The organism is Methylosinus sp. KRF6 (assembly GCF_018887255.1).
GTDB lineage: Bacteria > Pseudomonadota > Alphaproteobacteria > Rhizobiales > Beijerinckiaceae > Methylosinus > Methylosinus sporium.
The window spans coordinates 1,962,243-1,987,391 of the sequence record NZ_JAHLJF010000001.1 but is presented as its reverse complement, the minus strand read 5'-3'; the positions used below and the strand labels follow the sequence as shown (position 1 = coordinate 1,987,391).

Here is a 25,149-nt window from a genome sequence, read left to right as displayed (position 1 = left end):
AGATGCAGGAGGCGCGGCGTCAAAACTGACAAAGCGCCTTGTCGTACGACGACGACGACGCCGAACTCCGCCTATGGCTCTAACGTGATCGTCTCCGCAAAGTGCTCGGCTTCGATCTCCGTGAGGAGCGTCTCGGCACAAAAGTAGGGAGGCGGCTCGCCTGGCACGACAGCCGGGAAATAAGGATAGTCCGCATCGATGTTCTCCAAGGCCGGGAGGGCAACACCCGGCCGGTTGAAGATCAACACGACCACCCACGCGAGGAGCACGAAGTCGCGAACAGACACACCCACTTCGTGAGCGAGCGCCTCGGCCGCGTCGAGCTTTTTGGCGGTGCAGACCAAGGCCGGCATGGCAAGGAAGCCACCGCCCCGTTTCATGGGAGTGAGGAGGCCGAAGTCGCGTAGAAGCCGATAAAGCTCCGATCTATGAGCACGCCTGAGATGCGATATGAAAAGGTGGCGCAACACGGCTCGCTTTACCGGCGGGTCGAGATCGGCACGAGACAAGATTCTACCGGCACAATCGAATAGTAGGCGCACAAATGCGCCGGCGGCAGCGTCCCATTCAACGGATTCCGATGCAACCTGCGCATCTCCAACAACTCTTTCGGCCATCTCCTGCTCCTCCACGGTAGGAAAAGCAAAGGTCAGAGAGATCGGACGAGTTTGCAATGGTAGCACTGCAAATTTTTCCGCGAACCATCCGACACCACGATTCTATATTTCGTACCGCCGTCGATCAGAGACAGAGGTGCTACCTTGACGTTTAAGATATCTCTGCGAATCTCAAGGTGATCTTTCTTCGAAGCCAGCAGTGTGCGGTGATACCGCACAGGCTGGCCAAGGGGGCGCGCCCCCTGTGGAACCCCGATCATGCCCGCGACTGTGCCGCGTTCATTTAAACTTCGTCCCGACGAGGACGACGCTATGAGAAAGGCAGCCGCATCCCTCGGCATAGGCCCGGCGACTTTCGCCGCCGAGGCCGTGCGCGCCGCTATCGGAACGAAACGCGTTCGGCCGCTTCCGAAGAGTCGCAGCGAGGTCGCCGAAGCGGTCCGCGAGGCGACCGGCGCAATCGGACGCGTCGGAAATAACGTCAATCAGCTCGCGCGCGTCGCGAATTCGGGAGGCAGCGTCGATGCGGCAGCGTTGGCGCCGATCCTCGCGAGCCTCGCCGAAATCGACGCAAAGCTCAGCGAATTGGCCCGGTTGTCGTGATTATCACGCACGTCCGCCATGGGCGTTCGGCGCGAGACGCCGCGAATCTCGCGGCGCACCTGCTCAAGGAAGGGGACAACGTATCGGTCGAAGTCGCCGCAATCGCCGGCTTGGCCGCGACGGACTTGCCCGGCGCAATAGGTGCGATGAGACGGCTCGCCACACGACGAGGCTCAGCCGCGTTCCATCATGTTTCGTTGTCACCGTCGGCCGATAGTGGCCGGGATGAGCTTCTCGCCGACGCGGCGCGAGTCCTTCGAGAAATGGGAGCCGACCCCGAAATCCACCCGCACGTCGTCGTCATTCATGAAAAGCCCTCGGCGGCTGGGAGGGCAGAGCTTCACGCGCATATCGTTTCAGCTCATTGGGACCTCGCCGGCAAGGCGCTCGACGATGGTTGGCTGCATCTCCGCCTCGAGCGCGTCGCGCGCGAGATCGAATTCGATCGCGGTCAACCGTTGACGCGGGGACGTCATGATAGAGCGATAGCCCGCGCCCTTCGAGAGCGCGGACGTCCTGAGGTTGCCGACGCCTTGGACGCTGTGGCGACCGAGACCCGGCCGCGCTCGGCGACGACACCGCGACGGCGCCAGCAGCTCAAGCGCGCCGGCGTCGCCGACGTGGACGCCCGCGTCGTCGTCAAATCGGCATGGGAGGCCGCCGGGAACGAGCGCGGGGCCTTCGTCGCCGCCCTTCAGAACGCCGGCCTGAAAGTCGCGCCGGGATTGAAGCCCGGCGCGCACATCATTTCGACGCTCGACGGCGTGGAAATCGGCGCACTCGATCGCATCGTGCGGGAGCGGCGCGCGCTCGTGAACGCCTTCATGGAGGGATCAGATGAACGAACAGCCCCAGTCGCCAGCGATTCCGCCGGCGCAGGAAATCCTGACGCGGACACGCAACATCGACGAGAAAACGGGCGAACTTCTGGCGCTCCTCGACCTGTTGGAGGAAAAGGAAGGCGAAAGTCCTTTGGAGGCGATCAGGGAGACACTGATTCAAATCCTCGTGGAGCAGAAGGACGCGGCCATGCGTCTGACGAAGATCGAACGGGCGATCGCCGGTCGGTAGACCCCGCCTCACGCCACCGCCGCGCTCGCCGTATCCGTGACGCTGCGGCGGCGCGCGTGCTCGGCCACGCGATCAATGTCAAAGGAGTCGGGGACGAGGCGGCGCGGCGCTTCGTTGCTCGCCGCATGAGCGACCTACGTCGAGTCTACGAAGCCGAGAAGGCGCGTGTCGGCGAACTGCGGCGGCCTATCGCCCACTCCACGGAGGTGGCGGCCGCCGAGGAGCAGGTGAGGAAGTCCGAGGCCGCGACCGAAGCCGCCAAAGTGGCGTTCGAAAAGGCGACCGCCAAGCTCACGGCTGTCGAAGCCGGCGCGCCGAGAGGCTGGCGACGGTGGATCGCATGGCTGACAGGTCAGTCGCGGCATTACGAGGAACGCCGCGTGCGAGCCGTTGCCGCGTTGGAATTGAAAAGCCAGCATCTTCGCGCGCAAGCGATAATTGCTCATGGCCATCGGCTCACCTACGAGAAAGTGGTCAAGCAGGACAAAATTCGCCGCGCCACCGAAACCGCCGACCGCAGGGAACAGGAGCGCGAGGCGTTGGCGAAGATGGAACAGGTGCGGTTGGCAGCGGACGCGTTGCGCCGGGTGCCGAGCATGGCGTCACAATCGCTTGACGACCTGCTGCGTTTCGGGGAGGCGGAACGTCGGAGACGCCTAAGCGCCGCCGAGGAAAAAGAGGCCAAGATTGCGGCCTCTTCCCGACTCAGCGCTCCCCGCCCCAGATTGTTTTGATCCTCGTTCGAGGTGCGGGACACTCGGTCGAGGTGTGATCGAGCATCTCACTCTATTTGCATCAGGAATCTTCAGAAATTCGTTGGACTTGCCGGGAATACGAAAATACATATAGTCACATGATCGAAGGCTCATATGGGTGGCTTAAAGTCGCCGTGACTAGGCCGTACATCGGAAATTCGGTTTGGCCTGTTCGCCGTCCAGTGCAGAGAGGCGCCGCCTGACGTCAAAGCCCTCAAAGGCTTCGGCGGGACGGACATCCTCAGGATTTTAGAACGCGACAGACGCATGACTAACGAGGCCTTCGCCCGCGTCAAGATCGATCAGCTTCTCAAGGACGCGGAATGGCGGCTGACAGATGGCCGCAGCGTCCGCTTCGAATATCCGCTCGATGACGGCGGCAAGGCCGATTACGTCCTGTTCGACCGGCAAGGTCGCGCGCTCGCCGTCCTCGAGGCCAAGCGAACGAGCGTCAATTTGAGCACCGGCGAGGCGCAGGGGCGCCGCTATGCCGCTCAGCTCGGCGTGCCGATGGTCTTTCTATCGAACGGCGAGGAAATCTGGTTTTGCGATACCGGGCAGGACGCCCACTTTCGAAAAGTCGAAACCCTCTTCAGTCAGGACGACCTCGCGAGGCGGAAGGCGGCGCGCGATATCCGCCGCAATCCGCTCGACATCCCCATCGACTCGCGAATCGCAGGCGCCGGCGGACGCGTCTATCAGACTGCCTGCATCGAAACCCTATGCCGAGAGATCGTCAATGGACGGCGCAAGATGCTGGTGGAAATGGCGACTGGCACGGGCAAGACCCGCACCGCCGCCGCGCTCTTGAAGCGCTTGTTCGAAGCGAATTGGGCGACCCGCGCCCTATTCGTCGTGGACCGCAACACGCTCGCGATTCAAGCCGAGGACGCCTTCGCCGAGCATTTGCCGCATCTACCGTGCTACCGCGTGCCACGCACCGGCCGGCGGTTTCAGGACGAGAAGCGCGTCACTATCGTGACCTTGCAGACACTGGTCAATGAATACGCCAAATATTCCGCCGGCTATTTCGACCTCATCGTGATCGACGAATGTCACCGCAGCATATACGGGCAGTGGAAGCGCGCGCTCGACCATTTCGATGGCGTCAAGATCGGCCTCACCGCGACGCCATGCGTCATGCAGGAGGCCCCAGATGTGGACGAAGAGGACCGGCAGGCCATTCGCGACACGTTGCGATTCTTCGAGGTCAATCGTCCGTCATTCAGCTACACCATGACGGAGGCCATCGCCGACGGCCACCTCGTTCCTTATGAAATCTACCGCGCCATGACGGCGCGCACCGCCGCGACGGAAGGCTCCACTATCAACCGCGCCGAGATCGATTGGGGAGCGCTGGAAGAGGCCCCACGTCGGGAACTCGAGGCCCTTTTCGCCGGCGACGACGAAATCATCGTCGATCCGACTGCGCTGGAGCGGAAATTCACGATCCCTGAGCGCAACCGCGCCATGGTGCGAGAGTTCCGCGAGGTTCTGGAGAACGGCTATACCGGCCTCAATGGCGTCCGCCGGGCGCCCGATTGGGGCAAGACCATCGTCTTCGCCGTCACCAAGCGCCACGCCGAGACGCTTGCGCGCATGTTCGACGACGCATTCGCCGACAAGAAGCCGAGCCCCACGACCCGTTATGCCGATTTCGTCATATCGGGTATGGGCGCAGACGACACCGTGGACGGGCAGGCGAAGATCAAGCGCTTCAAAAAGGAGGAATTTCCGCACATTCTCGTGAGCGTGAACATGCTCGACACCGGTTTCGATTGCCCCGAAATCCGCAACCTCGTGATGGCGCGCTTCACCCATAGCTCGATTCTCTATCAGCAGATGCGGGGACGCGGGACGCGGCATGCACCCGGCAAGAACCGCTTCACGATGTTCGATTTCACCGGCGTCACGCTGCGCCATGGCGACGACGAAACGCCTGGCGAGGGCGGCGTCGTGGTCGTGCGCGACGCCGTGCGACCGCCGGCCCGGCCGCGCCGCCTGTTGACCCTCGACGTGCATGACGAAATCGACCCGGCCACCCGGGAATGGGTAACGGTCGACGAAACGGGCCACGCGTATCTCGACGCGGAAGAGGCCGCAGTCGAGGCTCTCGGCGCAGCCTTCGAGACATGGCTCGACGGTCAGGACTTCAATTCCGACCAGCTTCGCCTCTTGCGTCTCATCGAGGAGCAGATCAAGGCGAATGCCGCCGAATTGCAGAGTTTCGAGAGCTGGCGCTTCGACCAGCCGCCTTTGTCGATGAACGGCGGTTACGAGCGCGCCCGCGCGGTTTTCGGGGGCGAGGACGAGCTTGCGCACATTCTCGATAAAATGAATCGTGCGGTCTTTCCCGATTCGGGCGCCCGTGCGCCGGGCGACGCAGCAAAGCCCGAAAAGCCCGTGAATTAGAGGCCCTAAATGCCCTTTACGCCTGATATGCGTCGCCGGGTCGATCAGATTCGCGACTACCTATACGGCGGCGGCTATCCCGACCCGCTGTCCAATGCCGAACAGCTCAGCTTCCTGTTCTTCTTCTACATGATCGAGGGCATCGACGCGGCCAATCTGCGTCAGGCGAGCCAGACCGGCCGCCCATATGAAAGCCTGTTCGCCGGCGAATGGACAATCAAAAATCCGCTCAACGCGCCGCAGGAAGGCGTCAAGACCGTCTCGCGCGACCGCTTGCGGTGGTCGATATGGGGCAACGCCATGTCGGGCCAGCAACTCGTCACATGGGTTCGCGACGAGGTATTTCCCTTCTTTGCCGAGATCGGCGACGCCTTTGGCATGAGCTTCATGGCGCAGGCGCGCCTCACCGTGGACGAGCCGACCGTGCTCACGCAGGTCGTGACGCTCGTCAACGAATTGCGCCTCGAGCAGGCCGACCCCGACACCAAGGGCGATCTGTTCGAACATGTATTGCGCCAAATCAAGCAGGCCGGCGAACTCGGCCAGTTCCGCACGCCGCGGCATATCATCCGCGCGATTGTCGAACTGGTCGATCCACAGATCGGCGACGCGATTTATGACCCGGCCGCCGGCACGGCGGGCTTTCTGGTCGCGGCCTATGAGCATATCCGCCTAGCGAGTTCCTCGCCGAACGGCCGCGAGCGGGCTGATTTCGAGGGCAAAGTCTTCGAGCGCGGCTATGGCGACCGGCTGAATCAAAAACAATGGCGGAAGCTGCAAACGGCGACCTTCTACGGCAATGACGTGGACCCCAAGATGGTCAGCCTAGCATCGATGAATCTCGCGCTTCGCGGTTTGCCCGATGTGCGAATTCTCAAGCGCAACGTGCTGACGACGAGCTTCGACCGTCAAGCAAAAGCCGAGAAGGGGCTGCCGCTCGACGGCTATGAGGTAGTGCTCGCCAACCCGCCTTTTTCAGGCCGAATCGACAAGGATCGAATCGTCGACGACGTGAAGATCGGCACGACCACGGCGACCGAACTTCTCTTCGTCAAATATATGATCGACAGCCTGAAGCCCAATGGCCGTTGCGGCGTCATCGTGCCCGATGGCGTCCTGTTCGGCTCGACCGGCGCGCATAAGGAATTGCGCCGCATCCTCGTCCAGAATAACCGCGTCGAGGCGGTGCTGTCCCTGCCCGGCGGCGTCTTCCAGCCCTATTCGGGCGTGAAGACCTCGGTTCTTGTGTTCCAAAAGGGCGGGCGGACCGAGCGGGTCATGTTCCTCCATGCCGACAATGATGGCTTCAAGCTCGACGCCAACCATGACCAACCGATCGAAGCCGACGACATTCCCGGGCTCATCGCCGCTTACAACAGTCGTGAGGAACTGTGGGCCGACTGGCGCGCCCGAGACAAGGATGTACCGTGGACGGAGAAATGGTGGTTCGCGAACGCCGGCGCGATCGAGGACGAGGACTTCAACCTTTCCGCCTCGCGCCACCGTCCTCAAAGTCGGGAAGCGGCCAACCATCGCGACCCGCGTGAGCTACTTGCCGAACTTCGCGATGAGACCGCCGCGATCCTCGGCGACATCGAGGCGCTCGCTGCTGAGCTTGGGAGCACTTAATTGAGCCCCCTTCCGACTGTGCCGCTTTATCAGCTCTGCGCCATAAACATTGGGCGGACACCCCGGCGTGACGAACCGAAATTTTGGAGCGGTTCGAACCCTTGGGCCTCTATACGCGATCTTGCTCAAGGAACAGTATTCTCGACACGGGAGTATATTTCTAATGAGGCAGTCGGATCAGCTATGCCCGCGCCGGCCGAAGCGGGGACACTTCTTGTCAGCTTCAAATTGACTATCGGTCGCGTGGCTGTCGCTGCCAGAAAAATGCACCACAACGAAGCAATAGCTTCGTTGCCGCTAAAGCGAGCGGACTTGGTCGACCGCGACTATCTTCGTCATGTTTTGCCCCGCATTATGGCCGGGGAACAAGCAAACGATGCCGTGCTCGGGCGGGTATTGAACAAGTCCAAATTGGAGCGGCTTCAGATTCCCCTTCCGTCCCTTGACGAACAACGTCGCATCGTTGAGCTGCTGGACCGTGCGGCCGAGATCAGACGCCGAACGGAAGCCGCCCGCGCCAAGACCCGCTCTATCATCGCCGCCCTGTTCCTCGATACTTTCGGCGACCCGCTTACGAACCCGAAGCGCTGGCGGAGGGTTGCTTTGGGTGATGTAATCCTCGAAGGCCCACAGAACGGCCTCTATCGGCCAGCTTCCGATTATGGTGATGGTGTTCGAATACTTCGAATAGACAGCTTCGACGACGGAATGATGGTTCCACAGGATGAATTGAAGCGTTTGCGGATCGACGCCGGGACCGCAGAGAAATTTGGGCTTCGACGGGATGACATCGTCATCAATCGTGTCAACAGCCCGTCCCACTTGGGAAAATCGGTTCTTATCCCTGACCTCGCGGAACCCGTGGTCTTCGAATCGAACATGATGCGTTTCCGCGTCGATTCAAGCATACTGTTGCCGCAGGTGGTAGGTTCGATGCTTCAGCTCGATTCCGTGCGGCGCGGTTTGATCAAAAACGCCAAGCACGCCATCAATCAGTCCAGCATCAATCAGGGTGACGTGAGGGCGGTCGAAATCTTTGCGCCCCCTCTCCCGCTTCAAGAATTATTTGTCGAGCAAGTCTGCCGTCTCAGAACGATTGCACTTTCGCTCGATGGCGCCGCCGCCACAGCCGACGCGATGGCCGCATCTCTTTCGGCGGAGATATTCGACGCATAGCGGATGAAAGGAAACGGCCATGACAGTGCGACGGCGGGGCAATAGACTCGAACGCTGGGAGATTGCGCTCGTCAAGGCGATGATTGACGATGGGCGATGGCCGAGCGATCAGGATATCCTCGCCTATTTCACGCGCCCAACGCGCTCCGTCAACCATCGCGCTATAAGTGAAATTCGTACGGGCGCAAAACACACGGCCATCAAAGCCGCTTCAGCGGAAGAGTTGGATAGCTTCCTAGCGGCATGGCCAGAGATCGACCGAGAAACCGGCCTCTCATTGCGCGGCGACGAGTTGCTGATAAAGGCCCGCGAGGCGATGATCGCGGCGGTTCAGACATTCAACAGTGGCGGCCTGACATTCCGAGCCGAATTGTTCATCGTCACCGCAGTCATCGCATGGACCTATCTGTTGCACGCTTGGTTCAAACGCGAGGGCATCGATTACCGACACACGAGAAATGAGGACGGAAAGAAGGTCGTCTCCAAGACACCGAGCGGCGCAGAAAAATATTGGGAATTGGCGCAGTGCTTGAAACATGCACGCTGCCCTCCCGTCGAACCCGGCACAAAAGCCAATTTGCTATTTCTCTTGGAGCTACGACACGAGATCGAACATCGTTCGACCAATCGCATTGACGACGCCGTGAGCGCAAAACTTCAAGCCTGCTGCATAAACTTCAATGACGCCATTAAGACTTTATTCGGGGTACAATATGCCCTCGAACGTCGTCTGCCGATCGCGCTGCAATTCGTGACCTTCAGTCCAGAGCAGCTCGCAATCTTGAAGCGCGCCGGCGGTTTGCCGCGCAATGTCGAATCGATGATGGACGAGTTCGAACGCCATCTGACCCCCGAGCAGCAAGCCGATCCTCGTTACGCCTTCCGCGTGTTCATGGTCCATAAGACCGCCAACCGGGCGCCGAACGCCGATCTCGCCGTCGAGATTGTACCGCCTGGATCGGAAGTCGCGGAGAAATTCGCCATAGCGCTGAAGGAGGTCGAGAAGAAGAAATATCTCCCGGGCGACATCGTGAAATTAATGCGTGCCGAAGGGTGGACCGGTTTCAACATGGAGAGCCACACAAGGCTCTGGAAAAGGCTCGACGCTAGGAACCCAGCCAAGGGCTACGGCGCCATAGCGGTCGGAAAAACTTGGTGTTGGTACGAGCCTTGGTTGAACCGCGTTCGGGAAGAGTGCGAGCAACATCCCGAGCAATACCGCGCGAAAACGACAAATGCGACGAAGGAACCCGATCGATCCGCCTCCGATCCGAGGCTGCTCGAGGCATCGTAAAAGCCTCATGATATCAAAATGTTATTTGTCGGATCAAAAGACGAATCAAAGGCCGAATCGAAGCGCGAATCAAAGGCTTCGATTTACCTCTGTCTCCTTTCGTCGGCCGCTTCGTGGCGGCGAGTTTCTCGCTTAGGGGCCAGCCCCTCGGCGCGGCGCAACGACAATCGGCGCGACCGTGGCTCGCCTTCGGCTGCGCCCGCACCATCGCGCCGATTCTCATTGCGCCTTGCACACCCCGGTCTCGGCGACGGCCAGACCCGCACGCGCGACGTGCGGCTCATGCCGAGAAGGGGACCACCATGCAAGCGAACAGGATCATCACGGCCGACGACCTGCGACAGTTCACCGGGACCGCCAATTGGCATCGCCACGGCATTGTCCGCGGCGTTCTCTTCACCGACGGCGCCAAGTTCCTCGCGGACCACGCCGGCGCGTATTGGCTGCTCGACGAAATCGCTTTTGGCCAACGGCAAAGGAAGGTCGCTGTCGAAGGCTTCCAACTCTGGCGGTTGTCCGTGGACCTTGGGAAGAAAGCCGGCGCGCTCGCTTGTGAGGACGGCGATGAAAAGACCGTCTATCGAAAACTTGTTCCCTATACGGACTTTCCGCTGGCGGAGATCGTTCTCTATTTCGTCGACGGTGTGATCCTGCTGCCGAGTGAATATTGAAGACCAATGCGCGACGGCGACGGCGCCCGGTGCGCCCAGCGCCGCCGCGCGCCGTGTCAAGCGGTTGTGCTGATATGGCGGTAAAGCGTGGCCTTAGAGACTCCGAATCTGGCGGCAACTTCCTTAGAGGTCATAGACCCGGCGGCGAGCAGAGCCGCGGCCGCCGCGGCGTCTTTTTGCGTGAGGCTTCGCGGCCGACCGCCTTTTTTCCCTTTTCGACGCGCTTCCGCGAGGCCGGCGACGGTCCGTTCACGAATCAAGGCGCGCTCGAATTCAGCGATAGCGCCGAGCATGTGAAAAACGAGCATCCCGCCAGGCGAAGAGGTATCGATGGCGTCGGTCAGGGAAACGAGGCCGATCCCGCGAGCTTTCAGGTCATCAGCCGTTTCGATGAGCTGCTTCAACGATCGGGCCAGCCGGTCCAGCTTCCAGATGACCAAGGTGTCTCCTTCACGGAGGATGTCCCGCAGGAGGCGCGTCAGCTCAGGCCGATCTCGGCCGCTCGACATCCGCTCCACGATTACCTTCTCGCATCCCGCCTCACGGAGCTTCTCACTCTGGAGGTCGGGATTCTGATCGAAGGTCGATACTCTGGCGTAGCCGATCCGCATTGGAGAGTCTCAAAACTCGTTAACAAGCTGGCATAGTGAGACGCCTTTTTCAAGACTGGTTTTGAGACGCAAATAATCAGCCGGCTCCCACAATCCCCCCGGCCGGGCCACCGTCTCAAAAACGTTCGATTTTGGATCGGCTGTTTCTTCAATGCGAAAGCCCCGGCGAACCGGGGCTTGATCAGATAGGGGTCGTCGTCAGTTGGACGAACGCGAGAAAGCGTCTAAAGCGAATTGCATTTGCACATCTCGACTTGCCGTTGCCTTCGGCAACCCATTATCTTTGTTGACTTTTCGTAGAAACGTCGACAGTGCGCTTTGGGCCGCTTCCGCTGTCTCGAAAGGCCCTACCAAAGCTTCGGTCAGACTATTACCCGTCCAGTCGACAACGCAAACGCCAAGAAGGTCGATTTTCAGAAGTATTCGATAACCACTGCCGAGGCTCTCTGGTATTCTATCAACAAAAAAATCTCGGCCTTCTTTCATTTTAACGATCTTCATACTCGACTCCACTCTCTACCGCGCCACACGCACCGTTTGGTGCCGAACGCAAGTATAAAGTGATTCGTCGTATACAAAACAACTATTAATGGTTAAAAAACGGTAAATTTATGCTTAGGAATTTGGATCTGATGTTTATATTATGTTCTCGCTACTTGAGGCGCGGCCACGCTGCGCTTCGATCACGCCGATCCGAGCGCCGTCGCGCCGCGTTTAGCGCCTCGACGTCCACGGGAGGCAAAAATCTATCAATGTACAATTTCAGGTCCGCCAGAAGTCGGCCATGATCATACACAGCCAGAACAGACTCTCGTTCCTCGCCTTCGTGCCCACATATTTCTTCGACATAAGCCTTAGGCACGCCTGCATTCAAAAGTTCGGTTGCAACAGTGTGGCGGAACGCATGAAAATCAAGTTTTTCGTCGGTAAGACCGCAGTGGCGCCGAAAATTCAGAAACCACTTTCCAAATGGATCGGCCTGTCTTTCTCGGATCGAGCGCGAAACAGCATCAGGAAATAGGCGAGCCTCAGGGTCCCGGCCAGCAACACGGGCTTCAATGAAGCCTAAATCGAGCAAGTATTTATGAAGCGGAACAAGGCGCGGCGACCCAATAGATTTTAGCTCTTCTGCAAGCTCTCCATCAAGTAAGTCAAAGTGCCATACTCCATGTTCATATTTCACATGCTTAACTTTAAGCAGCACAGGCTCTTCCCGACGCGTCCCATGCAGCAAACCGATCAAAACAAGCCAATATCGATGATCTCTAAACACGAGCTCGCCAGGCAACTTCCAACGATGCTGGGATCGACTGCCTAGGAAAGTTGGACTATTTAGAAATTTCTGTATTTCATCTTTTGTATATGGCCGCCGGGCGTCTGAGGTTAACCCACGCCGTCCACGCCTTTTCTTAGGGATATGAATAAATAGCCCGTCGCATGGAGATTTAGCCTCGGCAGGCAAAGCCTCTCCTTGTTTTTTTGCCCATTTATAAAGCTCGCTAATACGAGACAGGTGCTTGTTCCACGTCTTAGGCGTGGTCCGCTCACACTCCACCGCCATTGCGAGTTCAAAAACCGCCCTCACGCCTTTTGTTTTATAGGTGCCTTTCCACTTAGAACTATGATAATAGTCATGAGGAAGGCCTAGAAATATCGTTCTAAACTGCTCCACATCGGCCGGCGAATAACCCTCTAGCGGCTTATCCCCAAGAACAGAGATCCAAAGATTCATTGAAGCACTAGCAGCATCTACCTCTGCTTTTCTCCACTCTCGCCCGACACTTTTAGACTCAGAAAACTTAGTCCAAACTTCAGACATAACAATTCCAGCATTCTTCAAATGTTTAATTTGTTTATCTTGCACAATTACCGGATCACAAGCATCATACCAGTCGTATATTTCTTTCGGAATAGGCAAGCCGCGCTGCGATAAACGTATCGATTTTATGAGGAATCGCATATTTCTTAACACGCTGCGCCGTAATAATTTATACTCTTCTACTGATACCAATTTCAGTCCCAATTGTTCGATGCTGGCCCCCACAAGCAGCTCTGTCGATTCCGTGCCTTGTTCAAAACCGGCAACGACGCTAGACAGGACATCACCCGCCTTTTGCACCCTGTCGTCAATCATAAATTTGACAAGAGCTTCGAGTTCTTGTGACTGCTCAACCCCCATCTTCTCACGCTCTTGTGGGGTGAAGATACTCGTCATGCCGTCGTGCATTGCGAGAACCCGATCATAATCCAGTGCGAGCGTTGCGATCCATGCACGAACGCGCTTCTCGATTTCTCTCTGAGACATTCCTCCTTCAATCTCCGACATGATTCGGTCCAACTCGCTTCTATGTGCCCGCGCCATCCGAAGGGCATGCTCGAATCGCCCTGTTCGCAGAGAGATTACGACCTCGGTCTGATTGAGAAAGGGGCGAAGTTTTGTGGGGACGCGAATGCGGAGGTGGTAAGTGCCACCGCGCAGACGAAGGAAATGGCCAGACATGAGGCTTCCGTGGACCAACCTTGTGGACCACAGGCTGCGTTTGTCGATCTGACTGGCACTTCTAACCAATTGGTCCGATTAAGAGTCCGTGCAAACGATGGCGCAGGGTCCAGGTCCCCCAGCCAGGCTAAGTTATTGTTTTTACAGTGTTTTTATATGGTGAAAACACCCTTTAAATATCCGAGCCCTTGAAACTGCACCGTTTTCGCCCAGACGATTAGATCCCGGATTTTGAGGCCTTTTTCGCCCTTTCTGGCGGCGCGTCTCTGCAGGTCAAATTCGGTTTATCGGAATTTACGACGCGCGCGAATCGCAGACCGGTTCGAGCCGAGCGCAGAGGGGTTCGCGTTTCCTGGGCCGCGCCGAAGCAAGAGCCGAGGCCGGTTCGCGAAACAACGCGTTCGCTTTCGGTGGGCGCGTGTTTTGATTGGTCGAGGCGCCGTCACGCTTCACAGACAACGCCTCTCTTGGGCGCGCCTCGACATCCACAATCACGAGTTGAATGCGGATTTTGCGGTCAGGCTCGCCGCGCGACAACTTGAGAGACGGGGACGCTCCGCAACTCGCTTATCGCCGATTGGTGTTTGCACATTCGACGCGCAAGTCGTCAGGCGATTTCGAACTTCCGCTCCTGCGCGTCCCAAGCGAAGGGTAGGGAGAGCGTAAGCGCCGATACGGTGCAACTCGCCGGAGCGACGCCGCTTACGATGGCGCGAAGGATTTTCGGGGAAAGGAAAGCCAATACGGCGAGACGACGGACATAGGATTCGTTCAGATTTTCCGCCGCGGCGATTTCTTCGAAGGAGGCGATCCTGCCGGCGAGGATCGCCTCCATCCAGCGTCGCGAGCGGGCGACGGAGGCAAGCAGCTGTTCGGAAGCTTCGGCGCCGAGATGTTTCGCCTCGCCGCCCGGCGCGTAGACAACTCCCTTACGCGGGTTCTTGGTCGGCGCAAAAGGGATGCCGATTTTCGTCGTTGGTCTTTCCACCAGGCCGCCTGGCTCGATTTCGTCGGAGTCGGCGTCGTTATCGCCCGTTCGACTCGATCCCTCGGCGGCTCCGTCCAAGGCCTCGAAGAACTCGGCGTCGATCCGGTCTGCGCCGATCATGACGCGCGCGACATGCGCTGCGATGAAGGCCTTGTCCATGATCACCGCATCGTCTTTCAACCTCAAAGCTCGGCGCAACGCCGCGCAGACGCGCTCCTCGACCTCCGGCGCCGAGACGCGCGGAAGCGAGCCTGCATTCGCCTTGTCGCCCTGCAGCATTGCCTGCGAGACGTAATAGCGGTAGCGCACGCCTTTCTTGACGGCATAGCTCGGGCTCATCGCATGGCCGCGATCGTCGAACAGCAGCCCCGACAGAATCGCCGACGATTTCGCTCGCGCCTTTTGCCGCGCAATCGCGCCCTCGGCGAGCTTTTCCTGCACCGCCTCGAACAGTTCCTTGTCGATGATCCCCTCGTGCTCGGCCGGAAAGGCTTCGCCGCGATAAACGATCTCGCCGACGTAGAATCGATTCTTCAGCATTTGCGCGAGAGCTCCGACCGAAAATCGATCTGTCTCGACGATGCGGCCGCTCGAAAGTTCACGCCGCTTCGGCGTGACCCCTTCTTTTGCGAGCGACGCCGCCAATCGGCCGAGCGATCCGATCCGCAGATAATCGGCGAAGATTTTTCGTGCGACTTCCGCGTCCTCCGGGACGACAATGATTTTCTTGTTTTCGCTGCGATAGCCGAGCGGCGCATTGCCGCCCATCCACAGCCCCTTGCGCTTTGACGCCGCGATCTTGTCGCGCACGCGCTCGCCGATCACCTCGCGTTCGAACTGAGCAAAGGATAGCAAGACGTTGAGCGTCAATCGTCCCATGCTGGTCGTTGTGTTGAAGCTCTGCGTCACCGAGACGAAGGAGACGTTGTGTTCGTCAAACGCTTCGACCAGCTTGGCGAAGTCCGCGAGCGAGCGGGTCAGGCGATCGACTTTATACACGACAATGACGTCGACCCGCCATTCACGAACAAGGTCGAGCAGAGATTGCAGCGCGGGGCGTTCTAACGATGCGCCCGACAGGCCGCCATCGTCGAATCGATCCGGCACGAGCCGCCAGCCCTCATGCGCCTGACTTTTCACGTAGGCTTCGCAGGCCTCGCGCTGGGCGTCGAGCGAGTTGAAGGCGAGATCGAGATTATGCTCGGTTGATTTGCGCGTGTAGATCGCGCAGCGTTGCGGTTTCGGCGACGGCGCTTTCATGATGTGTGCGCCTCTGCCGTGGAAAGGACCGATGCCAGTGGAGGACGGCCTCTCCTCTTCTTTGCTGCCGGCGATGGCGGGTTGTCTGACATCGCGGTCTTGTCGACCGGCTCAGCTTCCCCGCTCTCCTTCAGCCCGAAGAACCGAGGTCCGCTCCAGCTGACCCCGGTGATTCTCCTGGCGACGATCGACAGGCTGGAGAAAACCTCGCCGCGCCAGCAATAGCCCTCCGGCACGACGAATACTTCGTGCAGGACGCCGTCGTGCTCGCGAACGAGCACCGTTCCCACCCTGAGCCGACGCGCCGGCTTCTTCTTTCCGCCGCGCGCAAGCGCGACGAGTTGTTTTTCGAGCGCCGGACTGAGCCCGCCGAGCCTTTGTTCTTGCAGTCGATAGGCGAGCAGACGCGCCATCAGATCTTTGGTCAGCGCCTCGGGCGCCGGCCTGCCGTGGGTCTCGCGCCAGAGATGGCGAAGGTCGACAACGCTCATCGCTTCTATTCGCTGAAGCGCTTCTGCAAGAGTGAGGTCGCCCAAAGGGTGCGGCGCGCCCTTCGGCAGCGCCGCAATTCGCAGTCGTTTCGACATCGGTTCACGCCTGCGTCGGGGTCGCCGTGACGATCCGGTACAGCGAACCGCCGCTTTCGCTTGCCGTTCGTGCGATCTCGAACCCGCGTTTGCGCAGGCCGGTCAGAGCGGCGCGCGTCGTATGGGGCAGCCAACCCGTCGCCACGGTCAGCTGGTCGATCGTCGCGCCCTCTTCATTCGACAGCAGGTTGACCACAAGCGCCTGTTTGCTGCCGACGCGCGGCGAAGCCTTGGACTTTTTGGGTTGCGGCTCACCCGCGGACGAAGCGTCGTCTTCGCCAGCCGCGGCAACGCCGTCAGGGGACGCCGGGGTGACGCACGCGCCAGATTTCGCGACTGCCGCCCCGTCGCATTTTGCGACCGGCTCGAGAGCGCCGTCGCGCTCGCCGGCGCCGCTTCCACAAGGATCGGCGCCGCGTTCGATGTCGCTTTGCCCCACCTCGACGCGCGTCGCCGCCTTTGCGACTGCAGCCTCCTCGACGCCGATGGCGTCGCGACCGGCGCGGGTGAGGATTAAGCTGAAGCGACGCCCATCCGCATCTTCGCGCCAGATGGGCAACGCGCCTTTGGCGCGAACCTCCCGCATCAGCTTTTTCGTGACGAGACTCGCGCCGACTTTCATCGCTGCGGCTTTGGGCATTTTCGCCGGAACGATCGCTGCGCCGTCCTCGCGCGCGGCGGCTTTCGACAAAAGGATGAGTTGCGCGTCCGTCAGCTTAATCATGTGTTTCTTCTCCATCGGTTGCGACGGTCCATCCCGTCACCGCCGCAACCCCGCGGGCGGCGCAAAGCCGGCGGGGCGTGGAGAAGAAGCGCGGGCTTTGCGCCTCCCGTGAACCAAGCAATGCTTCCTTTCACAGCGAAGTCCACTCGGAACTTGCTTCAATCAGATCGCGACCAATGCACGGCGCGGGCGCCTATAATCGCCGGATTCTCGGCTCCGCGATCGGCCGCGACATCCAGGCCAGCGCCTGCGAGATGGAATCGACCTGATCGTCGTGCTTGCTCTGCGGAAAGGCGAACAGTTCCGCTTCGAGATCGGGAAGCCAGCTCGCGCGCTCAGGGAAGATCACGCGGCCGCTCTCAAACAGCGGCGCCTTGACCGCGAGCCGCGTAACCTTGTCGGCCTCGGGTCTGATTGCAATCGCGGCGAAATTTTCAACGCGCAGATCGGCGATCAGCGCCGAGCCGACGCCCATATCTTCGATCAATATCGCATCTGGCGCGTCGCGCAGCGCGAGAGTGCGCGCGCGACGTTTCAGGTCCTGATATTCGAGTCGCTCGCGAATGACTTCGATCAGACGATAGCCTTCGGGCCCGACGCGCCAGATCGTGCAGACCGACCAGTCGTTGTTCTCGCCGGCCTTGGTCGCCGTGTCCCAGCTGTGGATGAGCTTTTCGCCCGGCGCCTTGCTCAACGGGATCGGCGCGCGGCGCACCCAAGCTCTTCGGATCAACGCGCCGCCGGGCGGCACGGGCGATTGCTGATATTGGGCGGCGAAGAGATCGGAGCCGAGCGAAGCCTTCAGCGACGCGAGCACCGAAAGCGGCTCGCGCGCCTCGTGGAGGAGATGGCCGATCGGACGGCGAATCTTTCGATGCGCGTCGATCTCAACGACATGTTCTTCTTCGGCGATCGCCGGGAGAGACAATACATTCCACTCCTTCAGACTCTGCTCCAACAAATGCCCGACGAGATCGTTCTGATGCACGCGCTGCATGACGATCACGATCGCGCCCTTGCGCTTGTCATCGAGGCGCGAAAGCAGCGTATTCGAAAACCAGGCGTTCACCGCTTCGCGTTTTGGCTCCGAATGAGCGTCGGCGGCTTTGAGCGGATCGTCGATGACGATGAGATCGCCGCCGCGGCCGGTAAGCGTGCCGCCGACCGACGTCGACAGGCGATGCCCGCGGCGCGTCGTCGCAAACTCCGACTCGCTGTCCTTTCCGGGGTCGATCACAGTTTGCGGAAAAAGCCGCCGATACCACGTGGAGCGCATCAAGGCGCGGCAGTCGTTGGCGTGCTTGATCGCGAGATCGGCTGAATAGCTTGCCGTAATGATCCGGCGCGACGGATCATGGCCCAGGGCGAAGGCTGGGAAGGCGACCGACGCGGCGATTGATTTCAGGCTGCGCGGCGGCATTGCGATGATGAGTCGTGTAATCCGCCCCTCAAGAACTTCCTGCAACCGCCAGGTGATCGCATCGATATGCCAATTATGATGATAATCCACCCCGGGCGCGACCGATCCGAACGATTTGCGGATGAACGACGAGAGACGCGTTCGCAACAAGGCGTCGACGAACGCCGGCGGGATGTTCGGCGGCGCCGAGTTCGCTTCGTTCATGGGACTCCGGCGAAGCGTCATTTTCGATCCTCGCTTTCCGGCTCAAGCTGCCGCGCCTCCTGCAGCGTCGCAAGGAACTCTGCGATGATCGCCTGATCCTCGGCGCTGGACACGGCGCCCGTCTCGGCGTCCTCCAGCGTCGGAAGACGGTGCTGCAGATCGAGCATGATTTTGGCCGCGCGATTGTCGCCGCGCACAGCACGCTGGATTGTCGCGAGCACGATCGCTTCCACGGCCGTGACTTTTCGGCGGCCGCCGTTCTCCTGGATCGTCACCTTGCGCGACAGCAGCGAGCGACAGAGCATATCGATGTTTTTTGCGCCCTTCGGCCGGCCGCGCGGATTTCCGCTCTGACCGGGCTTGAAGCGGGTATGCAGCGGCGGGCGGCGATAGCCGACTTTCGGCGCGGCGCTCTCCACGTCCGCGTCGTCGGATTCCGGCGTTGCGCCGTCATCACGTTCAGATTTGCTGCTCATGCGCGACCCCTTTCACGCTTGAGCTCAACGCTCGCAGCGCGCTCATCAAAAGTCTCGCCGCTCTCGGCATGAACCGCATCCTTGCCAGTCATTTTTTGCCAACGCGTGATCGCGACATCGACATAGAGAGGATCAATCTCGACGCCGTAGCCGCGCCTACCGACTTTCTCCGCCGCGAGGAACAAGGTGCCGGAGCCTGAGAAGCCGTCGAGCACGACGCCGCCGCGCGTCGAACAGTCGCGCATGGCGTCGGCGACCATGGCGACCGGCTTGACGGTCGGATGCAGCGCCAACTGCTCCAGCCGACCGGAGCCGAAACTGTTGACGCCCGGATAGGTCCAGACATTCGCGCGATTGCGTCCCGCGCCAGGCAGACGCGCGGATTCGCCAGCTCGCGTTCTCGCCCGTTGTGCGTCGGCCGCCGTTCCCGCGCCGAGCCCAAAACTGTTGATGTGTTCCGCTTCTCCCTTCTTGAACGCGAAGACGAGTTCGTGTTGCGAACGATAAAAGCTTCCTTGCCCGGCGTTGGTCTTCGTCCACACGCAGAGGTTCTTGAGTTCCGAATAAACCGCGTCGCCGGCCGCGAGCAATTCGCCCATGTGCCGCCAATCCATGCAGATGAAATGGATCGCCCCGTCCTTCGACGCCGAAGCGAGATTGCCCAGCGCCGTCGTCAAGAACAAAGTGAATTCCGCGGCGCTCATCTCGCCGCTCGCCATGGCGAATTCGCGGTGGCGGATTTTTCCGCGCCCGATAGCGTTGCCGTCGATCTTCACATTGTAGGGTGGATCGGTGAAAACCATCTCTGCCTCAGCGCCGTCCATAAGGCGCACGACAGCGTCCTCATCGCGCACGTCGCCGCACAGCAGGCGATGGTTGCCGAGAAGCCACAAATCGCCGGCGCGCGTAACGGGCGCCTTGCGCGCATCGAGCGGCGGCAGCTCATCAGCCGGGTCCGCTTTCGGCGCGGTAAAATCCTCCAGCAGCATGTCGATCTCGCCGATCTCGAAACCGGTGATCGACACGTCGAGATCAATCATCGGCAGGAGATCAACAAGCACGCCGAGTTCACTCGCCAGAAGCTCGCGATCCCAGCCCGCTTTTTCGGCGATACGGTTGTCGGCCAGCACGTAAGCACGCTTTTGCGCCTCGCTCATGCCGGAAAGAATCATCGCCGGCACGCTCTCGAACCCCAGAGACTTCGCTGCCTCAACGCGGCCATGGCCGGCGAGAATGACGCCGTTCTCGTCGATCAGAACGGGATTGGTGAAACCGAACGCCTTGATGCTATCGCCGATCAGCCGAAGCTGTTTCTTCGAATGTGTGCGGGCGTTTTTCGTAAAAGGCCGCAGCGACGCGATCGGTCGGAATTCGATCGCGTGCGAGCGGCGCAGATGCTCGGACGCAAATGCGCGCGAATGGGAAGCAGCCTGCATGGTCGACTCCAGAAAGAAAAAGCCTCGGAGCCGATCGGACCAAATTTATCGAAATCGCGCCTTGGACAAATATCCCGCCAAAAGCGCGCTTCTAGTCCAGGAGAGAACATCATTATTATTCAATATTTTCTCTTTCCAGCGCCTCCAGCTCCTCGCGAACGATGCGCGTGAGCGGTGGCGGGCCGACGCGCTTCGGCGTCTTTTTCTTTTCCGACGGATGGCCGGTCTCCGAGTCGAGCGCCGCGCGTGCCGATTCGGATCTTCTCCTACTCGTTGCTTTGCCTATGCTCGGCCCCGATCGCGGGTTGCTGTTCGACTTTTTCGTCTTCGGCCGGTTCAGGGTTTTGGGCGAAAGCCGAAGCTCCTTCCCCAATTGCTCCGCGCGCGCGAAGACCAGCGCCGCGAGGCGTCGCGAAAGACGCAGGAACCAACCGTCGTCGACCTGCGTCGTCGCAAATCCGACGACGGCGGACTTCACGGATCGCCTCGGCACGACGCCGGTCGTTGCGAAGATCAACGCCGCCAGCCCACGCACCATCTGCCGCCACACCGCGCCGCTCTCGCCTTTCACCGGCGTAATTTCCAAACGCCTGCTTGCGGCGACAATGACGCCGATCAGATCCGACGTCGCCTTTCGCCACTGCTCGATGGACGTCGTCGGAAGATGTCGCGGCGCGCTTTGAACTTGCGCGAACATCGCAAGTTCATCATCCAACAAACGCCGAACGCCAATGTCGAGTCTGTCAATCGCCTCCTGCGCGCGCTCCATATCTTTCAGGAAGGCGCCCAATCTGTCGCGAATTTCAACAACGAGAGAATCGCCATATCTGCGTTGCGTTAAAAGCCCATCGACGGCGAAAGCGAAAATGTTTTGCACATAGACGCCGAACTGCTCGCGTCCATTCTCCCTAAAGGACGGTTCGACGAGCGCCGCCAATTCCTCGAGCTCGGCGTCGCTCAATCGGGGACGATCGGCCGCCCAGCCGCTCGGAGGCGCAATTCGAATCTGCAAGTCGAGAGGGGAAAGCTTCTGAGACATTTTCTCAGCGTAATCCTCGTTGACGGCGTTTCGATGCAATTCGTCTCGGCGCTTATAACTTGTTTCTGGGCAGTCCACTGCAGTCCCGCGCCGCGCGCGCCTGCTTCGATCGGCGCGCGCCGAACGTCCTCGCCGAGCTATGCATATCGCCGCCGCTTAATGGTCGGCGTCCGAGCTTTAGTATTTATATAATTGATTTTATACTATTTTTATGGACAAAGTCGCATTCGTGTCCATTGGAGATGTTCTGATTTCGGATGCCGCCAGGCGTCCGAGCTCCTTGCCGAGGACGGCGTTTGCCGGATAGAACTTGGCTAGAAATTTGATCTGTGGGGCCGCGTTGAACAGTTTTTATGAACGCCCGATTCTGAACTCGCCCTACCGCGCGCCGGAATTGCATCATCCGCTCGACAAGAATGGTCAGCCGCTTGAAGGCGAGCCGCTGCGCGGCCGTCGTCCGTCGCGCTTCATCGTCCCCGTTCCCGCCTCCCGAAAAAAGCCGTCGGCCGGGCAAGCGTCGCTCGACCTCGAGACCTACACCGAAAATGCCCTCATCAACGAGATTCGCGGCCACGTCGAACGATGGCGGAGCCTGCGCAATCCCGCCGACTGGGGCGTAACCGGCGTGACGCAAAGGCTTCTGGAGCATTGGCGTCATCACGATTTCGTCGGCCCGCGCCCGTTTTTCTGCCAGGTCGAGGCGGTCGAGACCATCATCTGGCTGACCGAGGTGGCGCCGCGGCGCGCCGTGACCAAAGGATTGCTGGACCAGATCGCCAAGGCCAATGAGGAAGCCAATCCCGAGTTGTTCCGCCTGGCCATGAAGATGGCGACGGGCAGCGGCAAGACGACCGTGATGGCCATGCTGATAGCCTGGCAGGCGGTAAACGCGGCCCGCAAGGACTCGAAAGATTTCTCCCGCGCCTTCCTGATCGTCGCGCCCGGCATCACGATCAAGGATCGGCTGCGCGTCCTTCAACCAAGCGAGCCCGACAATTATTACGAGACGCGCGAGATCGTCCCGCCCGAGATGCTGCCCGAAATTCGTCGCGCGGAGATCGTGATCACTAACTATCACGCCTTTCAGCATCGCGAGACGCTCGCCTTGCCCAAGGTCGCGCGCAGCTTCCTACAGGGCAACGATCCCGAGCCGCCGAAAACGATCGAAACCGACGCGGCAATGCTCAAGAGGGCTTGCGGAAAGCTTCTCAATTATGATCGCGTCAACGTGATCAATGACGAAGCGCACCACTGCTACCGGCACAAGGTCGGGGGCGACGCGGAAGGCGCACTGACCGGAGACGAGAAGAAAGAAGCGGCCGAGAACGAGGAGGCCGCGCGGCTCTGGATCAATGGCATCGAGGCGCTGGACCGCAAGCTGTCGAAAGGCGTACGCGCCGTGTATGATCTGTCAGCCACGCCGTTTTTTCTGCGCGGCTCTGGCTATGAAGAAGGCACGCTCTTTCCGTGGGTCGTGTCCGACTTCAGCCTGATGGATGCGATCGAGAGCGGCATCGTGAAGCTGCCGCGCGTGCCGGTGACCGACAATCTCGTGCAGACGGACACGGTCGTCTACCGCGATTTGTGGAAACACATCGGCAAAGCGCTGCCGAAAACCGCCGCCGGCGCCGGCAAGCTCAGCCCATTCGATCTGCCCAACACGCTGATAACCGCGCTGAACGCGCTTTACAGCCATTACGAGGGCGAGTTTGAGCGTTGGCGGAAAGCCGGAATCGGCGTGCCGCCGGTGTTTATCGTGGTGTGCCAGAACACCGCGATCTCGAAACTGGTGTTTGAATGGATCGCCGGTTTCGAGCGCGGCGACGCCGAGGAAAGCGAGCGCGTCGCCTTTCACGCCGGCCATCTCGAACTCTTCCGCAATTACGACGACCAGGGCGGCCGGCTCCCCCGGCCGCGCACGCTGCTGATCGATTCTCGCCAGATCGAATCCGGCGACGCACTCGACAAGAGTTTTCGCGAGGCTGCGGCTCCCGAAATCGAAGAGTTCAAGCGTGAGCGGAATGCGCGCGTCGGCGCGGGCGCGGCAAACGGCGAAGCGAGCGAAAGCGACTTGTTGCGCGAGGTCATGAACACTGTCGGCCGTCCGGGCCGGCTCGGCGAACAAATTCGCTGTGTGGTGTCAGTGTCCATGCTTACCGAGGGCTGGGACACCAACACCGTCACCCACATCCTGGGCGTTCGCGCATTCGGCACACAGCTTCTCTGCGAACAAGTGGTCGGGCGCGGCTTGCGTCGGCAATCCTACGACCTCAATCCCGAGACGGGCCTGTTCGATGTCGAATACGCCGACATCATGGGCATCCCCTTCGATTTCGCCGCATCGCCGCAGGTCGCAAAGCCCACCAAGCCGAAACCGGTCACGCGCGTCCATGCGATCAAGGAGCGCGCGGCGCTGGAGATCGTCTTCCCGCGCGTCAGCGGCTATCGTCGCGATCTGCCGTCGGAGAAGCTGGAAGCCGTCTTCACCGAGGACAGCCGGCTGGAAATCACGCCGGTCGACATCGGCCCTACCTCGGTCGTCATGGAGGGGATCGTCGGCGCCGGCGTCACCATCACGCCGAAGGTGCTGGAGCGGCTGCGCCCGTCCGAGATCAGCTTCAATCTCGCCAAGCATCTCCTGTACACGAGTTTTCGCGACGAGGACAGCTTCCCCAAACAGCATCTCTTTCCGCAAATCCAGCGCATCGCTCGGCGCTGGCTGGACGAGGGCTATCTCGTCACCAAAGGCGTTCCCGTCGGCGCCATTCTGTATCAGGACCAGCTCGCGCGCGCGGCTGATAAGATCGACATCGCCTGCGCGCGCGCCGGCGACGGGCGTCTCGTCGCTGTGCTCGATCCCTATAATCCGAAGGGCTCGACGCGGCATGTCAATTTCATTACCTCGAAGAGTTGCTGGGCGACCGGCGCGCGTCCGCCCAAATGCCACATCAGCCATGTCGTGCTCGATTCAAGCTGGGAGGAGGCGCTGGCGAGCACGCTCGAAAACCATCCGCGCGTGCTCGCCTACGCCAAAAATCAGGCGCTGGGCTTCGACATCCCCTATAGCGACGGCGGCGTCACCCGCCGCTATGTCCCGGATTTCCTCGTCCGGCTCGACGACGGCGGCGCCGAACCACTCAATCTTGTGCTCGAAGTGAAGGGGCTGCGCGACGAGAGCGACAAGGCCAAGGCGCAGACAGCGCGCGAGCTTTGGGTTCCCAGCGTCAATGCGCTCGGCGGTTTTGGCCGCTGGGCTTTCGCTGAATTTCGCGACTGGGCGACGATGGAAGAGGATTTTGCGGCGATGGTGGAGACGGTGTTGGGTGGTAGAGCTTAGGCAGTAGGAATTGGGCAGCAGGCAATAGGCGGCGGGGCTTGGGAGTTAGCATGGCGACCGACATGATTGTGCAATTGACCGAGAGACGCCCCAGCGTCGTCATGGCCGGGCTTGTCCCGGCCATCCACGCGAGCGGGCGTCAAACCGGGAGACCGATAAGCGCGTTCGAGCGGCGACGTGAAAATGTCGTGCGTCCCTTGCGCACTGAACGGCGCGGCGTGGATGGCCGGGACAAGCCCGGCCATGACGCGGTTTGGGGCCAGACGGACCATTTTGCCAATGTCGGGAAAATGGTCGACGCGGCATCAGGCGCCGCGCCCGATCGCCTTGAGGACTAAA

General features: G+C 60.2%; 22 protein-coding genes and 2 pseudogenes. 11 read left to right on the top strand and 13 right to left on the bottom strand.

The window, feature by feature from the left end:
- Positions 1-71 precede the first annotated feature (71 nt).
- Positions 72-617: a hypothetical protein gene (locus KP010_RS09575; RefSeq protein WP_216280805.1), complete on the bottom strand. Its 546-nt coding sequence runs from the start codon at positions 615-617 to the stop codon at positions 72-74.
- Positions 618-929: 312 nt separating this feature from the next.
- Here KP010_RS09575 and KP010_RS09570 point away from each other — a divergent pair, with 312 nt between their 5' ends.
- Positions 930-1,220, top strand: coding sequence for a MobC family plasmid mobilization relaxosome protein (locus KP010_RS09570; RefSeq protein ID WP_216280804.1), 291 nt, complete (start codon positions 930-932; stop codon positions 1,218-1,220).
- A gap of 146 nt (positions 1,221-1,366) precedes the next feature.
- Positions 1,367-1,609: pseudogene (locus KP010_RS23285) on the top strand (hypothetical protein); the annotation flags it as partial.
- On the opposite strand, the gene KP010_RS09565 reads toward KP010_RS23285, so the two are convergent.
- A complete protein-coding gene (locus KP010_RS09565) occupies positions 1,577-1,963 on the bottom strand; it encodes a hypothetical protein (protein WP_216280803.1) in 387 nt (128 codons plus the stop codon). The pseudogene KP010_RS23285 and the gene KP010_RS09565 overlap by 33 nt on opposite strands.
- 94 nt (positions 1,964-2,057) lie before the next feature.
- Here KP010_RS09565 and KP010_RS09560 point away from each other — a divergent pair, with 94 nt between their 5' ends.
- The 7 genes from KP010_RS09560 to KP010_RS09530 all read left to right on the top strand — a co-directional run bounded on the left by KP010_RS09560 (position 2,058) and on the right by KP010_RS09530 (position 10,228).
- Positions 2,058-2,291 carry a hypothetical protein gene (locus KP010_RS09560; RefSeq protein ID WP_216280802.1) on the top strand — a complete coding sequence of 78 codons (234 nt, stop codon included), beginning with the start codon at positions 2,058-2,060 and terminating at the stop codon, positions 2,289-2,291.
- A gap of 56 nt (positions 2,292-2,347) precedes the next feature.
- Positions 2,348-3,025, top strand: a complete 678-nt coding sequence (locus KP010_RS09555; protein ID WP_216280801.1) for a hypothetical protein — start codon at positions 2,348-2,350, stop codon at positions 3,023-3,025.
- A gap of 288 nt (positions 3,026-3,313) precedes the next feature.
- On the top strand, positions 3,314-5,458 hold the full coding sequence (locus KP010_RS09550) for a DEAD/DEAH box helicase family protein (RefSeq protein WP_216280800.1): 2,145 nt from the start codon (positions 3,314-3,316) through the stop codon (positions 5,456-5,458).
- A 300-nt stretch (positions 5,459-5,758) separates the two neighbouring features.
- Entirely contained in the window at positions 5,759-7,087 is a 1,329-nt protein-coding gene (locus KP010_RS09545) for a class I SAM-dependent DNA methyltransferase (RefSeq protein ID WP_216280799.1), read from the top strand.
- A gap of 18 nt (positions 7,088-7,105) precedes the next feature.
- Positions 7,106-8,263, top strand: a complete 1,158-nt coding sequence (locus tag KP010_RS09540; protein ID WP_371824232.1) for a restriction endonuclease subunit S — start codon at positions 7,106-7,108, stop codon at positions 8,261-8,263.
- Positions 8,264-8,282: 19 nt separating this feature from the next.
- On the top strand, positions 8,283-9,557 hold the full coding sequence (locus KP010_RS09535; protein ID WP_216280797.1) for a DUF3644 domain-containing protein: 1,275 nt from the start codon (positions 8,283-8,285) through the stop codon (positions 9,555-9,557).
- Positions 9,558-9,670: 113 nt separating this feature from the next.
- Positions 9,671-10,228, top strand: coding sequence for a DUF6876 family protein (locus KP010_RS09530; protein WP_216280796.1), 558 nt, complete (start codon positions 9,671-9,673; stop codon positions 10,226-10,228).
- 56 nt (positions 10,229-10,284) lie between these two features.
- Here KP010_RS09530 and KP010_RS09525 read toward each other — a convergent pair whose 3' ends face one another.
- The 11 genes and pseudogenes from KP010_RS09525 to KP010_RS09480 form a co-directional block, all read right to left on the bottom strand.
- Positions 10,285-10,839 (bottom strand): recombinase family protein, encoded by a 555-nt coding sequence (locus tag KP010_RS09525; protein ID WP_216280795.1) that lies wholly within the window; start codon positions 10,837-10,839, stop codon positions 10,285-10,287.
- A gap of 198 nt (positions 10,840-11,037) precedes the next feature.
- Positions 11,038-11,340, bottom strand: coding sequence for a hypothetical protein (locus tag KP010_RS09520; protein WP_216280794.1), 303 nt, complete (start codon positions 11,338-11,340; stop codon positions 11,038-11,040).
- A 151-nt stretch (positions 11,341-11,491) separates the two neighbouring features.
- Positions 11,492-13,165, bottom strand: a complete 1,674-nt coding sequence (locus tag KP010_RS09515; protein WP_216280793.1) for a site-specific integrase — start codon at positions 13,163-13,165, stop codon at positions 11,492-11,494.
- 6 nt (positions 13,166-13,171) lie between these two features.
- Positions 13,172-13,339: pseudogene (locus KP010_RS23280) on the bottom strand (DUF6538 domain-containing protein); the annotation flags it as partial.
- 607 nt (positions 13,340-13,946) lie between these two features.
- Positions 13,947-15,587, bottom strand: a complete 1,641-nt coding sequence (locus KP010_RS09510) for a recombinase family protein (RefSeq protein WP_216280792.1) — start codon at positions 15,585-15,587, stop codon at positions 13,947-13,949.
- The gene (locus KP010_RS09505; RefSeq protein ID WP_216280791.1) at positions 15,584-16,174 is read right to left on the bottom strand and encodes a DUF2924 domain-containing protein; all 591 of its coding nucleotides are present in this window, start codon (positions 16,172-16,174) and stop codon (positions 15,584-15,586) included. The genes KP010_RS09510 and KP010_RS09505 overlap by 4 nt, the downstream gene beginning before the upstream one ends.
- A gap of 4 nt (positions 16,175-16,178) precedes the next feature.
- Positions 16,179-16,796 carry a DUF3489 domain-containing protein gene (locus KP010_RS09500; protein ID WP_253203599.1) on the bottom strand — a complete coding sequence of 206 codons (618 nt, stop codon included), beginning with the start codon at positions 16,794-16,796 and terminating at the stop codon, positions 16,179-16,181.
- Positions 16,797-17,091: 295 nt separating this feature from the next.
- Positions 17,092-18,522 carry a phage terminase large subunit gene (terL, locus tag KP010_RS09495; RefSeq protein ID WP_216280790.1) on the bottom strand — a complete coding sequence of 477 codons (1,431 nt, stop codon included), beginning with the start codon at positions 18,520-18,522 and terminating at the stop codon, positions 17,092-17,094.
- Between the two features lie 17 nt (positions 18,523-18,539).
- Entirely contained in the window at positions 18,540-18,998 is a 459-nt protein-coding gene (locus KP010_RS09490; protein ID WP_216280789.1) for a DUF5681 domain-containing protein, read from the bottom strand.
- Positions 18,995-20,434, bottom strand: a complete 1,440-nt coding sequence (locus tag KP010_RS09485) for a DNA methyltransferase (RefSeq protein WP_216280788.1) — start codon at positions 20,432-20,434, stop codon at positions 18,995-18,997. Before KP010_RS09485 ends, KP010_RS09490 begins: the two co-directional genes overlap by 4 nt.
- Before the next feature lie 115 nt (positions 20,435-20,549).
- On the bottom strand, positions 20,550-21,473 hold the full coding sequence (locus KP010_RS09480) for a hypothetical protein (RefSeq protein WP_216280787.1): 924 nt from the start codon (positions 21,471-21,473) through the stop codon (positions 20,550-20,552).
- 340 nt (positions 21,474-21,813) lie between these two features.
- On the opposite strand from KP010_RS09480, the gene KP010_RS09475 reads away from it, so the two are divergent.
- Positions 21,814-24,810, top strand: coding sequence for a BPTD_3080 family restriction endonuclease (locus tag KP010_RS09475; RefSeq protein ID WP_216280786.1), 2,997 nt, complete (start codon positions 21,814-21,816; stop codon positions 24,808-24,810).
- Positions 24,811-24,860: 50 nt separating this feature from the next.
- A complete protein-coding gene (locus KP010_RS09470; protein WP_216280785.1) occupies positions 24,861-25,148 on the top strand; it encodes a hypothetical protein in 288 nt (95 codons plus the stop codon).
- Position 25,149: the final 1 nt, after the last annotated feature.